Here is a 13,266-nt window from a genome sequence, read left to right as displayed (position 1 = left end):
AAAGTTATTCCACAGATACTATATAATAGTATATCGGCTGTCCGCCATAGTAGCACTGCACATCAACATCCGGATATGCCTCCTCCACTCTGCCAGCAAGCTTCTGCGCATCATCCTCGGACACATCAGCACCATTATATATGCTTATAACCTCTGAATCCTCATCGACCGCATCTGCGATCAGTTCAAATGTTACATTCTCTATATCATTTCCAACACTGACAAGCCCCTTATCGCCGATACCCATGATATCGCCCTCCTTGATGGCCTTTCCATCGATCGAGGTATCTCTTACGGAATAAGTTACCTGTCCGCTTTTGACATTCTTGACAGCCGACTTCATGGCAGATCTGTTCTCGTCCACATCGACTGTACTGTCGAATGCGATCATGGCGCTTATGCCCTGAGGAGCATTCGCGGTTGGAATCACAATTATATTCTTATCTTCACACAGAGTTGCCGCCTGATTAGCCGCAAGAACAACATTCTTATTGTTCGGGAGTATAAATATATTCTCGGCATTCACATCATCGATCGCATTGAGCATATCCTCAGTGCTTGGATTCATGGTCTGTCCGCCTTCTATAACACGGTCTGCTCCAAGCTCTTCAAAAAGAGTCTTGAGACCATCACCCATGGATACCGTAATAAATCCATACTTCTTACGAGGCTCCTTATGCTCCTGCTTTCTGTGCTGCCTCTCTTCCTCCTGCTTCTCGGCCTCATCGCGCTCTGCCTGACCGATAACACGCTCATGATGCTCTATCCTCATGTTGTCTATCTTCATATTAGTAAGGTATCCAAGTGTAAGACCCTTTTCAAATGCATGACCAGGATGGTTGGTATGCACATGTATCTTAACTATATCATCAAGAGATACACATACTATCGAGTCACCTATAGACTCGAGGAAGCTCTTCAGATCATCCTCCTCAGCCTCGCCATATGGCTTCTCAAGATTGATAATAAACTCTGTACAATATCCAAACTTTATATCCGCTGTGGATATGAAATCGTTGCCTGCGCCTGTGGATGTTCTTGCCACATTCACTGTTCCAGTGTTCTTGCTGAGTTCAACTGTAACTCTGCCCATGAGACAGTCGACAGCACCCTTGAGCACCACCATGAGTCCCTGTCCACCTGAATCGACCACGCCGGCTTCCTTCAGAACCGGAAGCATCTCAGGAGTGGAATCAAGAACGGCATCTCCATATTCAATAACCTCGTCGCAGAACTGTGCAAGGGACATATCTGCATCAGCACACTCCCTTGCCTTGGACGCCACGCCCTTGGCAACTGTGAGAATCGTTCCCTCCTTAGGCTTCATGACAGCCTTATATGCAGTCTCCACAGCCTTCTGAAAAGCGTCTGCTATAACGTGAACATCTATGGTCCTTGCGTCCTGCACTTTCTTGCTGAAGCCTCTCAAAAGCTGTGACAAAATTACACCTGAGTTACCTCTGGCGCCTCTGAGCGAACCTGTGGACATGGCCTTTGCTATGGACTTCATATCATCAGGTGCCGCCTCAACCTCCTTCACTGCAGACAGGATTGTCAGCGTCATATTAGTTCCTGTATCTCCGTCAGGCACAGGGAACACATTAAGTTCATTGATATATTCCTTGTTCTTATCAAGATTATTGGCACCGGCAATAAATGCTTTCTTCAGTGCAAGCGCATCAATCGTATTACTCACTTTACTCTATCCTCCAAACTAATCAAGTACTTTAACATCTTCAACATAGACATTGATATGGCTGACCTTAAACGACGTAAAATCCTCTACCTTGTACTTTACCGACTGCATAAGATTGTCTGTGACAGCCTTTATACTAACGCCATAAGCAACAACTATGTGCAGCTCAATGACTATATCACCATTCTCATCAAAACGTACATTTACACCCTTAGAAACATTGTCTCTGCGGAGCTGCTTTACAATTCCGTCCTTGACACTGACTATTCCCATTCCTACTATTCCAAAACAGTCAAGGGCTGTAAGTCCTGCAACCTGTGCAACAACACTCTCATCTATACTTACTTTACCGTTATCGCTATTAATATATTCCTTCATACACGACTCCTTTCTAACAAAGTCACCAGTGTTCATCATATCTACCGACTTATAAACACAATTACTCATCAATTATAGCATAAATCTAATTTTATTCTATAGTATTTCTTCATTTCCAATAAAAAATAAATATTTTGCTTGCATATGGAAAAATAATCTGCTATTATATGTCTTGTTGTGAACTTAGGAAGAAAGTTAGTTTATTCATTGAAGGAGGTGCTATTATGGCAAAATGTTCAATTTGTGATAAAGGTGCTCATTTCGGTATCAAAGTGAGCCACTCTCATAGAAGAGCAAACAAGATGTGGAAGTCAAATGTTAAGTCTGTTAAGGCTGTAGTTGATGGTACACCAAAGAAGATCTATGTTTGTACATCTTGCTTAAGATCTGGTAAGGTCGAGCGTGCATAATATTTGCATAATATCACCGATTCAGTTCTGGTATAAATAAGAGTGATGATCCTCAAGGATCATCACTCTTATTTTTTTATCTGCAGGAGAATATATAAGATAACAGCAATAATATAACGATTATGAGAAATTCCACAAATCCACTTATGAAATATCCTATAACCACTCCCACCGCTGTGAAGAAAAACGCAAATCCTGTGAATTTTTTCCAGATAAAAAATCACCACCATAATGATTTATTATCATTATATGTGGTGACTTTTTAATAATGCATTTCCCAACGCACTGAATCTTACTTATATTATATATTCTGATATTTATTATTCTGTGACAGATTCCTCTGACTGTGCGACATCATTTATCGCCTTGTCAACATTCTTCTCTTCCTCTGTCTTGTCCTTCTTGAACAGACCCAAGACCCTATCTACGACCTCTGGAGCCATGTCTATGATCTTTGTTACGGCATCCTGGTTCTTGAGATTTACAAGTCTCGTATTTCCTCCTGAGACGACAAGAACAGCAGACGGGCTCATCTTTGCTCCGATTCCTCCGGCAGCTTTGTTGCCGTCCTGCTTATTGAACGCTCCGGCTGCCATACCAAAATTGACATCTACAAGAGGAATAATGATCGTATCACCGACATACACAGGCTCTCCCACCACCGATTTCGATGATATAAAGCCATCCATTCCCTTAAACATAGAACCAAGTGTTCCCTCAATATTCATATTTGCCATATCAATTTCCTCCTGATATCTTTTTTAATCGAGCAATAGTTATCTTGACATTCTTGTTCCAGATCACCTTCAGCGCGCTCCAGCCGATTGTTCCAAGTCTTATCCTGCCCTTCATGAACAGGTCTCCCTCCAGCCGGGCTTCAGAGAAATCCGGTGTTATATCTATATTATCATAGTATAGCGGGAAAAGCAGGCTCATATACCCCAGGCGCTCACCTGTTGTTGCCGGGTCATCCGCACCATATATGATCTGCCCCTTAAGCTTTGTGGGCTTAAGATGCTTTAACACCTTTATCAGTTCAACCTTGAAAACTCTCATGGCTTCCTTTGTTCTGACATTGTGTACAAGCTTAGTATAGCCATCTTTTTTCTTTTTCAGACTGGCAAACTTCTCTGACAGATCTTTGAACTTCGATACAACCGTCTTTGCCATACTGTCTATCCTTCTGCCCAGCCTGATGAGCGGCCCCGGTACGGGCTCCTCAAATTCGCTGTCCTCAAGAAGAAACTGCCTGTCCTCCGGCTCCACCGATGGATAGTCTTCATATCCCGGACTGTCAGAAGCTTCTTCCTCTGTCTCAGCCCGACTGTATTCCCCGGGTTCAGAATATACCTCTCCTTCCGACTCCGGTATGGCACTTTTTTCGCTGCCCATGATGGTTCCGCCAAACAGCCTCAGCCTGTACCGAAGGCCGTCCGAATCATACAAAACCTTAAAACACAGGACAAAACCAAGCCATCTGGCAGAGAACTTCGCAAATATGTCATCATCCTTCTTCACATACGCCCTGTATCTCACCGGCGCAAACAATACGAGAAGTGCAAGAAGCACTACCAGTCCCACCAGCGACAGGATAACTATGAGCAGTATCTTCAATATCAACCAAACAATATGCATGCTCCATCCCCTTAGACCCAGAGACTATCTGGTCACGATGCAAAAAATCTCTCCACATCAACATCCCCGGTCTTCTTATATATATCATCTATTATATCCCTGACAAGCAGTACAGCCTGGAATCTGCTTGGAGCTGCACCGACAATATGTATAGCATCGCCCATGTCAGTGTAGATCTTCTGCCTGAGTTCATTCAACTCATATATCTCCAGAATCCCATCTCCAAACAACGGAAGTGTGATAACGAACACTCCAGGCACATATTTTACTCTATGGAAGCGCCTTATTCCTCTGACCATCCTTATGATCTGCCGGTCCCGGGCTCCACCAACATAAAACTTATCATCAATGACCATATTCAATCACCTGTAATAAACAGTTTATTCTTCCATCATCTGCTTTATAACAATATAGTCCGCAAGAAGTTCACTCTTTTCCCTGCATCTCGAAAGAGATCCGTTTACATATTCCCTGATCTCATCAGTGGTGTTGAAGAAAACAGGTATGTTGGAGAGTATCTTTGCCATGATGGCTCTGTTGACTGTCATTGAGTTGGCCGCAAACAGATCTGCAAACTCATTTGTCAGCTTCTCCTTACATGCAGCTATATAATCAGTATCCACATTGAGTACGCCCATCACAGCTATATTGTCTATATCCACAAACATACTTCCCGAGAGAAGCTTATCCATGATCTCCAGATCTCTGTATGTATCCTGAAGCTCATTTGCGGCAATATCATCGGTGTAACCGGTTGAGATGTCGTACACAGCGGACTCAAGCATTACCTTATGCTCTCCTGCCAGCTCCTGTTCTCCGACGATATCGTCAAGGAGTGCATATACAGCCTCAAGATGCTCTCCGTCGTCAGCGACAGCCTTCTCTATGACAGTCATCGCTTTCTTACAGCTCTCAGATACGCCTTCCTTTGAATCCAGCGCAAGCATCATAACATAGAGATCGTTTACAAGCTCTATGATGAGCATATATTCAGTCACAACCGAATTCAGGAATGCTGCACTTCTGTCCAGCACATCAGTGAGCTTTCTGTAACCATCGTAATCAAGAGCAGTGTAATCACCGGCCTTTAAGACCTCAAGCGCCTCATGTAGTTCAGGGTACTCTGTCTCAAATCCCTCTGGAAGTCTTATGAGAGCAGTATTCTCGATCATCTCAATAAACTGGTCAAGAGACTCCTTCTCCACTCCATTATATATATCAAGCGTTTCTCCCAGAATGTCATAGAATCTGTTCTTTGTCATACGTATCGGGAGCTGTCCTATGATGGACTGCAGTTTGGAGTTAATGGCAACCTTGTCCTGATCTGCGAACACAAATCTGTATATCTCTTCTGCAAAGTCACTGACGCCCGCCTCATCGAGCTCCTTAAGCTCCTTCTGTATCTCCTCGTCAACATTCTCCGGATAACTGTATTCTTTCCTGTTTAAAATATACTCATACATCTCAAATGCATCCGTGTATGATGTGAGCACCTTCATCTTGGCTGTTATGGTGTTCCTGACATCCGAGATAAGCTTCATGTCAGCATCCTCGCACACCGTCTTATCTCCCACAACAAAGTCGCCTATCAGCTTGTCGATCACAGCCTGGCACTGAGCGATATATGGATCATCAGGGACATCCCCATCCATATGCATGTCCTTGAGTGTCAGGTAATTCAAGGTGAATTTGTGGCATGCATATTCATAATTTGCTTTCGATGCCACCCCTGCAAACAGTGCAAGATTCCTGTCCAGATCCTTCTTTCTCTGTATATCGGTTATAAGCTTCTTCTCTTCATTATACATAATAAACTTCCTCTTTTATCTTCTTTATAAATCTTTGATCGTATATCCTAGTTGTGTGTATGGGTAAACAGATGATCCTGACAATACTCCTTGTTACCTGTACACTTTGAGCAGTACCTGAACTGCAGATCAGGATAATCTTTGTCCGTTCTTCCACACACAACGCATCTGTGTCCGATATTCTCCTGTTTTGCTGTCCGCACCTGCCTGTTATAATTTCTCCGCCTCTTCATCTGCTTTGGCGAAAACTTTCTGAAGTTCTTCGTGCTCAGATAGAATATCACAAAGCTCACAAGTGACATGGCTATGTTCACTCTTCCCATAAATGTCTCATTGATGAAGTAATACGCTATAATGACGATATACAGTATCGAGAGATACTTCATCTTGATCGGTATGATCATGGCGTATAACACGCTCATGTCAGGATAGCATACCGCTATGGCAAGGAATATGGACATCAATATATAATATGTCGATGCATATGCGAAATAACCAGTCGAGCTCGCGTAATCATACCTTATGATATAGGTACAGAATATGTGTGCAAGCATTATACCGATCATGGTAAACAGCATGGAGCTGAACATGTACAGATTATAAAGGAATGTTCCGATAGTACGTTCCAGCAGAGATCCCAGACTGTAGTAAAATATCAGCATGATTATCGTGAATATATCGACACCGAATACCGGTGGTGTGATTATCCATGTGAAAAGTCTCCACACCTGTCCATGCATTACCGCCGCCGGATCAAGTGTCAACATGAACAGTATCTTTGGCTGGAACATGAACAACAGATATCCTATACCGTAGCCTATGATGAGGTATAATGTGAGGTTTCGAATGGAGTATCTGCCAAACTTCTTCTCGATCTTACTTATTATATTCATAGAAAAACTCCTGTCATACTTTTTTAAACTACACCTTTTGAATTATATAATATAAAAAATGAGTTTACAACAGTAGAATAATTAAGTTTTTCTAACCTGGCGGATAACAGCAAAATAGCTGCCAGCTATAAACCGGCAGCCAGGACAGATATCATACAGCCATGTGCATCCATCTACTTCTGAAAGTCCACATACTTTATCTCCATGTCCGCGGCAAGGGCCATCTTGTAGAGATCCGGATTGAATTTGAACAGATCATCCGGAGATACTCCGGTATTCTTAAGGACATCCTCAAATGTATCTCCATCCTGCACTGTATATATAAGAAAATCTTCCTCCATGATCACGGGAATACACACTTCATCCCCCGGCTGCATATTGTATACGTTGATGTACGGGTTTGCTGATATGATGTCGCTGAGCTTTACCTTGTATATCCTGGACAGCTTATACAGTGTGTCCCCTCTCTTCACTACATGGATAACTCCGTTACAGGTATCAAAATTCATAGCTTACCCCTGAAAGGCTTTTTTATAATATATTCACCTCCGATGATATAGTTACCTGCAAAAAACTTTTATTTTTACATTTTCTGGTAATGGTTAAGTTTTTATAAAGTCATTGTATTTTTTTAAACCCTACACTATAATAAAGTAGCTTTATCGGCAGAAATGTCGAAATCAAACACATTCAACACACAAAAGAAATTGGAAGGGTTGTTTTATGTACACATTAGGAATTGATATTGGATCAACAACAGTTAAGGTTGCTGTCCTTGACAAGGACAACAAGATACTTTTCTCCGATTACAAAAGACATTTTGCAAATATCAAAGAAACACTTAAAGATCTTGTACAGGAAGCAAAGGATGCCCTCGGCGAGAACGAGGTCAATCCATGTATCACCGGTTCTGGTGGACTGGCACTCGCCCAGCTCATCGGTGTGCCATTTACCCAGGAGGTAGTCTGTGTATCAGAGGCACTGCAGGACTATGCACCACAGACCGACGTGGCAATAGAGCTCGGCGGTGAGGATGCCAAGATCATATATTTTACAAACGGAATCGAACAGCGTATGAACGGCGTATGTGCCGGAGGTACCGGTTCTTTCATCGACCAGATGGCTACACTTCTACAGACCGATGCATCAGGTCTTAACGACTATGCAAAGGATTACGATACCATCTACCCTATCGCTGCAAGATGTGGTGTATTTGCCAAGACAGATATACAGCCACTCATCAACGAGGGAGCTACAAAGCCAAACCTGGCCGCTTCCATATTCCAGGCCGTTGTCAACCAGACTATATCCGGTCTTGCATGTGGTAAACCTATCAAGGGCAATGTTGCATTCCTGGGCGGTCCTCTTCACTTCCTTCCGGAACTGAAGAATGCATTTATCCGAACACTCAATCTTACAGGCGACGCCATCATAGATCCAGGACACTCACATCTGTTCGCCGCAGTAGGTGCTGCCATGAACTCCAAACCTGAGGTGTCCATGACGCTTTCAGAGCTCATCCACGCTCTCTCCCAGGAGCTCAATCTCTCCTCTGGTGTGGAGAGACTTGCACCTCTTTTTGAAAGTGATGAGGATTACGAGAAATTCAAGGCAGATCACAACAAGTACGCCGTAAAGCGCGGTGATCTCGCAACATATAAAGGAAACTGTTTCATCGGTGTCGATGCCGGTTCAACCACCACAAAGGTTGCACTTGTCGGTTCTGACGGTGAACTGCTCTACGACTTCTACAGCAGCAACAACGGAAGTCCACTTAACACCACCATCAGAGCTATAAAGGATATATACAGCAAGCTTCCTGAGGGCGCAGTGATCGCAGGCTCATGTTCTACTGGTTACGGTGAGGCTCTTATCAAGCAGGCTCTCTCTCTGGATTTCGGTGAGGTTGAGACAATAGCCCACTACACAGCCGCAGCATTCTTCGACCCTGAGGTCGACTGCATTCTTGATATCGGCGGTCAGGATATGAAGTGTATCAAGATCAAGAACGGCGTTGTAGATAACGTTATGCTGAACGAGGCCTGTTCATCAGGATGTGGATCATTCATAGAGACATTTGCGAAGTCACTGAACTATGACATAGCAGATTTTGCGCACATCGCCATCACAGCGAGAACACCTATAGACCTCGGTTCAAGATGTACCGTTTTCATGAATTCAAAGGTTAAGCAGGCGCAGAAGGAGGGCGCATCCGTGGCTGATATATCCGCCGGACTTGCCTACTCCGTCATCAAAAATGCCCTGCTCAAGGTTATAAAGCTCACGGATCCAAAGGATCTCGGCAAGAACATCGTGGTACAGGGTGGTACCTTCTACAACGATGCAGTTTTAAAGAGTTTTGAAGTCATATCAGGAAGAACAGCCATAAGACCTGACATCTCAGGTATCATGGGTGCTTTTGGTGCTGCCCTCATCGCTAGGAACAAGTACAAAGAGGGATTTGTCACGACTATGCTCCCTATCGAGGAGATAAGAAAGCTCACATATGAGAGCTCCATGACAAGATGTAAAGGATGTACAAACAACTGTCTCCTTACAATAAACAAATTCTCAAACGGCAAGAGGTTCATCACCGGAAACAGATGTGAGAAGGGTGTCGGTCTGAAGAAGAACGCAGACAACATTCCTAACCTCTTTGAATATAAGCTTGGAAGAATATTTGGCTATGAGTCACTTAAACCTGAGGAGGCAAAGCGTGGCGTGATAGGTGTTCCTCGTGTACTCAACATGTACGAGAACTATCCTTTCTGGCACACATTCCTCACAAAGCTTGGATTCTCAGTTGTACTGTCTCCAAAGTCATCGAGAAACATATACAGCCTGGGTATCGAATCAATACCTAGTGAGTCAGAGTGTTACCCTGCCAAGATCTCACACGGACACGTTATGTGGCTGCTGAAAAATGGAATCAAGTCCATCTTCTACCCATGTGTACCATATGAAATGAACGAGACTCCTGAGGCAAACAATCACTACAACTGTCCTATCGTTGCTTCTTATGCAGAGAACATCAAGAACAACATGGAGGAACTCAAGGCTGACGACATAACATTCATCAGACCATTTGTGGCCCTGGACAACGAGGAAGCTCTCGTAAAACGTATGTACCGTGAGATGTCCAAGTACTATGATGTGACAATGGACGAGATTGGAAGCGCCATACATGCGGCGTACGCAGAGGCAGAGAAGGTCAAGGAGGATGTGCGTGCTAAGGGCGAAGAAACTCTCAGATACATTGATGAACACGATATGCTCGGCATAGTTCTGGCTGGTCGTCCATATCATCTGGACCCTGAGATCAACCATGGTCTCCCAGAGCTCATCAACTCATACAAGATTGCTGTATTTACCGAGGATTCAGTCGCACACCTTGGCAAGGTCGAGAGACCTCTTATTGTCTCCGACCAGTGGATGTACCACTCAAGACTGTACAAGGCAGCCAACTACGTCAAGACCTGTGACAACTTAGAGCTCATACAGCTCAACTCATTCGGCTGTGGTCTGGACGCTGTAACAACTGACTGTGTCAACGATATACTTACCAAGTCAGGCAAGATATACACTGTCCTCAAGATCGATGAGGTCAGCAACTTAGGTGCAGCAAGGATCAGAATCAGATCCCTCATAAGCGCGGTCAACTCAAGACATGAACAGCACTACAAGACATGTCCGTCAAGCAGTGCCATCAACAGAATAGAATTTACCAAGGAGATGAAGAAGGACTATACAGTTCTTGCACCTCAGATGTCTCCTATCCATTTCGATCTTCTTGCACCTGCATTCAAGTGCATGGGAATCAACATTGAGATCCTGCCGGATGCAACCAAGGAGACGATAGATGTTGGTCTGAAATATGTAAACAACGACGCATGTTATCCATCTCTGATCGTTGTCGGACAGATGATGAGCGCCATCACTTCAGGAAAGTACGATGTGAACAAGCTGGCTGTCATCATGAGCCAGACAGGAGGCGGATGCCGTGCAACAAACTATGTAGGATTTATCAGACGTGCCCTCTCCAAGGCAGGCTACGGTCAGATACCTGTAATAGCACTGTCAGCCCAGGGCTTTGAGAAGAACTCAGGTTTCAAGATAAGCTACAAGGTCGTAAAGCGTGCAATGCAGGCTCTGATATACGGTGATGTATTCATGAGATGTCTGTACAGGACAAGACCTTACGAGAAGGAAAAGGGTTCGGCAAATGCACTCCATGAGAAATGGAAGAAGGTTTGTCTGGAGAGCCTTACAAAGACCGGAAGCAACGCAGTATTCAAGAAGAATATACAGGGAATCGTCCACGACTTCGATACTCTTCCACTCCTTGATATCAAGAAGCCTAGAGTCGGAATTGTTGGAGAGATACTTGTAAAGTTCCTGCCATCAGCCAACAACCACTTAGTTGACCTGCTGGAAGCAGAGGGAGCAGAGGCTGTTATGCCAGATCTCCTGGACTTCTTCATGTACTGCTTCTACAACAACAATTACAACTATGAGTTCCTTGGCAAGACCAAGAAGGGAGCCATAGTCAGCAACACTGTTATAAAGGTTCTGGAATCCTTCAGAAAACCTGCAAGGGATGCTCTTGAAAAGAGTAAGCGATTCGAGGCTCCTGCCCATATCGAAAAGCTTGCTGCCTATGCAAGACCAATCGTATCCATAGGAAACCAGAACGGTGAGGGATGGTTCCTTACAGGTGAGATGATAGAGCTCATAAAGAGCGGTGCACCTAATATTGTGTGTGCTCAGCCGTTTGCATGCCTTCCAAACCACATCGTGGGCAAGGGTGTTATCAAGCATCTGCGTGAGGCCTACCCTGACGCCAACATTGTGGCAGTCGACTATGATCCTGGTGCATCTGAGGTCAACCAGGTCAACAGAATCAAGCTCATGCTTGCAGCGGCAAATAAGAATATGAAGAAATAAAATATCTATATATAACAATTTAAACACATTAAAAAAGAACCTGAAGCAGTCAATATCTTACTGCTTCAGTTTCTTTTATATTTTATTTATGACTCAATGGTCAGGCTATGACATATTCCTTTCTGTCACAATTCTCGAAAAGCTCATAATCAAGTCTTCTCTGTATCTGTGAATGAATAAATCGAACTCCCATCCCATTCTCCGCAGCTTCCTTTGCCAGCTTATGTTTTGCTGTCTCTGACATCTTAAGCTTAACGCCATAGTAATCAGAAAGCTTTCTGACAGGACTTATTCTTTTGTCATTTAATATGGCGTAGAAGTCATCCTCAGTCATCTCCCTGAGCTGAACTATATTCCCTATGCGCCCCGCTATTTCACATCTCACATTTGCATACTGTACAAGATCTTCCTGAGTGAATGTACTCATGTATCCGTCAAATGACTCGTCAGACGATACTGCACCAAAACCTATAGCCCTGCTCTTATTCACAGCCACATCCTTCGCTCTGACCATGGAATCGAAGGAACCCAAAACTTACATTTGATGTATCTATATCAAGAGCTGGTTCACTGTTCGACGGATTGCCATCAAAATGAACCATGTCCCCCTCCAGGACCTTCAGCAGTTCATTCTGGACTATGTAACTGTAATGCCTGTCGTCCGCATCCTCGAACATCTTGTCAGCCTCATCAAGGACAATGATAAGGTGGCCCATTTTATCCTGAGGCACCCCATCGAACAGATTTCTGACCTTTGTATTGCCCTTCCAGCCCGTGCCCGTCAGAGAGGTGGCATTGTGGATCACTATGTTCGGATATAGCTTTGCGAGCTGCCTGAATATCTCTGTCTTGCCACAGCCGGTAGGGCCTGCAAAGAGTACATTCTGCCTCCTGCCATTCACATGGTTCCAGAGGAGCATGGCAGCGGCGCGCTTTGCCTCCTTCTGGCCGTACACTCTGCGGTCAAGATATTCATATATCTTCGCCGGCGAGCTCAATATTCCTTTTGCATCAGTGCTTCTTTTATCAGACTGTGTCTTTGTTTTGGATGGATTATCGCTGTCTATCTCCTTGGAAGCAGCATATCCGGCTGTTCTTTCATTTCTATCCGCTGCTTTTGCATCACAGGGGATATGCTCTTTACTTGAACGCTCATAAGCACAAAGCAATGTCGCTGCCATGTCCTCCACGTCACTGTCGCTAAGTGTAAGATTCTCAAGTGCAGTAAAAAGCAGTTCACCAATCTGACCGCTTGGCCGATGCTGCCATACATCATTTAATTCATTTACTTTATCAAGCGCCTGGTAATACTCTTCGTCGGACATCTCATCAAAGTCCCCGGCCTTTGCTTTCTTTGTGAAATCTACTGCCGGATTTGCAATGCTTCTGTTTCTGTATCCATTTGATGTTGCTCTAAGTAATTCCTCGTAAAGTTCTCTCATATTGTCGATCTTCATATGCATTTTCTCCTTTCGTCTTGCTCCACGAAACAGCTCACTGTC

At 44.1% G+C, this 13,266-nt stretch carries 12 protein-coding genes; 2 read left to right on the top strand and 10 right to left on the bottom strand.

Features of this window, described 5'->3' with window-relative positions; translation table 11 throughout:
• Nucleotides 1-4 precede the first annotated feature (4 nt).
• Complete coding sequence (locus DWW70_RS00995; protein WP_118649114.1) at nt 5-1,696, bottom strand: DAK2 domain-containing protein; 1,692 nt, start codon at nt 1,694-1,696, stop codon at nt 5-7.
• Between the two features lie 18 nt (nt 1,697-1,714).
• Nucleotides 1,715-2,074 carry an Asp23/Gls24 family envelope stress response protein gene (locus tag DWW70_RS00990; protein WP_015534873.1) on the bottom strand — a complete coding sequence of 120 codons (360 nt, stop codon included), beginning with the start codon at nt 2,072-2,074 and terminating at the stop codon, nt 1,715-1,717.
• 224 nt (nt 2,075-2,298) lie between these two features.
• Here DWW70_RS00990 and rpmB point away from each other — a divergent pair, with 224 nt between their 5' ends.
• Entirely contained in the window at nt 2,299-2,484 is a 186-nt protein-coding gene (gene rpmB / locus DWW70_RS00985; protein WP_015534872.1) for a 50S ribosomal protein L28, read from the top strand.
• Nucleotides 2,485-2,804: 320 nt separating this feature from the next.
• Here rpmB and DWW70_RS00980 read toward each other — a convergent pair whose 3' ends face one another.
• From DWW70_RS00980 to DWW70_RS00955, 6 genes are all read right to left on the bottom strand, one after another.
• The gene (locus DWW70_RS00980; RefSeq protein ID WP_118649113.1) at nt 2,805-3,221 is read right to left on the bottom strand and encodes a GerW family sporulation protein; all 417 of its coding nucleotides are present in this window, start codon (nt 3,219-3,221) and stop codon (nt 2,805-2,807) included.
• Between the two features lies 1 nt (nt 3,222).
• On the bottom strand, nt 3,223-4,119 hold the full coding sequence (locus DWW70_RS00975) for a DUF2953 domain-containing protein (protein ID WP_118649112.1): 897 nt from the start codon (nt 4,117-4,119) through the stop codon (nt 3,223-3,225).
• A 32-nt stretch (nt 4,120-4,151) separates the two neighbouring features.
• Nucleotides 4,152-4,475 (bottom strand): hypothetical protein, encoded by a 324-nt coding sequence (locus DWW70_RS00970; protein WP_015534869.1) that lies wholly within the window; start codon nt 4,473-4,475, stop codon nt 4,152-4,154.
• 24 nt (nt 4,476-4,499) lie between these two features.
• Nucleotides 4,500-5,927, bottom strand: coding sequence for a hypothetical protein (locus DWW70_RS00965; RefSeq protein WP_055222558.1), 1,428 nt, complete (start codon nt 5,925-5,927; stop codon nt 4,500-4,502).
• A 47-nt stretch (nt 5,928-5,974) separates the two neighbouring features.
• The gene (locus DWW70_RS00960; RefSeq protein ID WP_022216549.1) at nt 5,975-6,820 is read right to left on the bottom strand and encodes a hypothetical protein; all 846 of its coding nucleotides are present in this window, start codon (nt 6,818-6,820) and stop codon (nt 5,975-5,977) included.
• A 173-nt stretch (nt 6,821-6,993) separates the two neighbouring features.
• Complete coding sequence (locus DWW70_RS00955) at nt 6,994-7,329, bottom strand: LysM peptidoglycan-binding domain-containing protein (protein WP_022216550.1); 336 nt, start codon at nt 7,327-7,329, stop codon at nt 6,994-6,996.
• A gap of 214 nt (nt 7,330-7,543) precedes the next feature.
• Between DWW70_RS00955 and DWW70_RS00950 the strand changes: the two genes are divergently transcribed.
• Nucleotides 7,544-11,764 (top strand): 2-hydroxyacyl-CoA dehydratase, encoded by a 4,221-nt coding sequence (locus tag DWW70_RS00950; protein ID WP_118649111.1) that lies wholly within the window; start codon nt 7,544-7,546, stop codon nt 11,762-11,764.
• A 100-nt stretch (nt 11,765-11,864) separates the two neighbouring features.
• Here the strand turns inward: DWW70_RS00950 and DWW70_RS00945 are convergent, their stop codons facing one another.
• Complete coding sequence (locus tag DWW70_RS00945; RefSeq protein ID WP_158576499.1) at nt 11,865-12,254, bottom strand: hypothetical protein; 390 nt, start codon at nt 12,252-12,254, stop codon at nt 11,865-11,867.
• On the bottom strand, nt 12,247-13,221 hold the full coding sequence (locus DWW70_RS00940) for an AAA family ATPase (protein ID WP_158576498.1): 975 nt from the start codon (nt 13,219-13,221) through the stop codon (nt 12,247-12,249). The genes DWW70_RS00945 and DWW70_RS00940 overlap by 8 nt, the downstream gene beginning before the upstream one ends.
• Nucleotides 13,222-13,266 lie beyond the last annotated feature (45 nt).

The sequence above is a fragment of the Coprococcus sp. AF16-5 genome, assembly GCF_003479365.1.
In the GTDB taxonomy this organism is placed as follows: domain Bacteria; phylum Bacillota; class Clostridia; order Lachnospirales; family Lachnospiraceae; genus Coprococcus; species Coprococcus aceti.
Note: the sequence above shows the minus strand (reverse complement) of the source record. Positions and strands in the feature narration are given on the sequence as shown.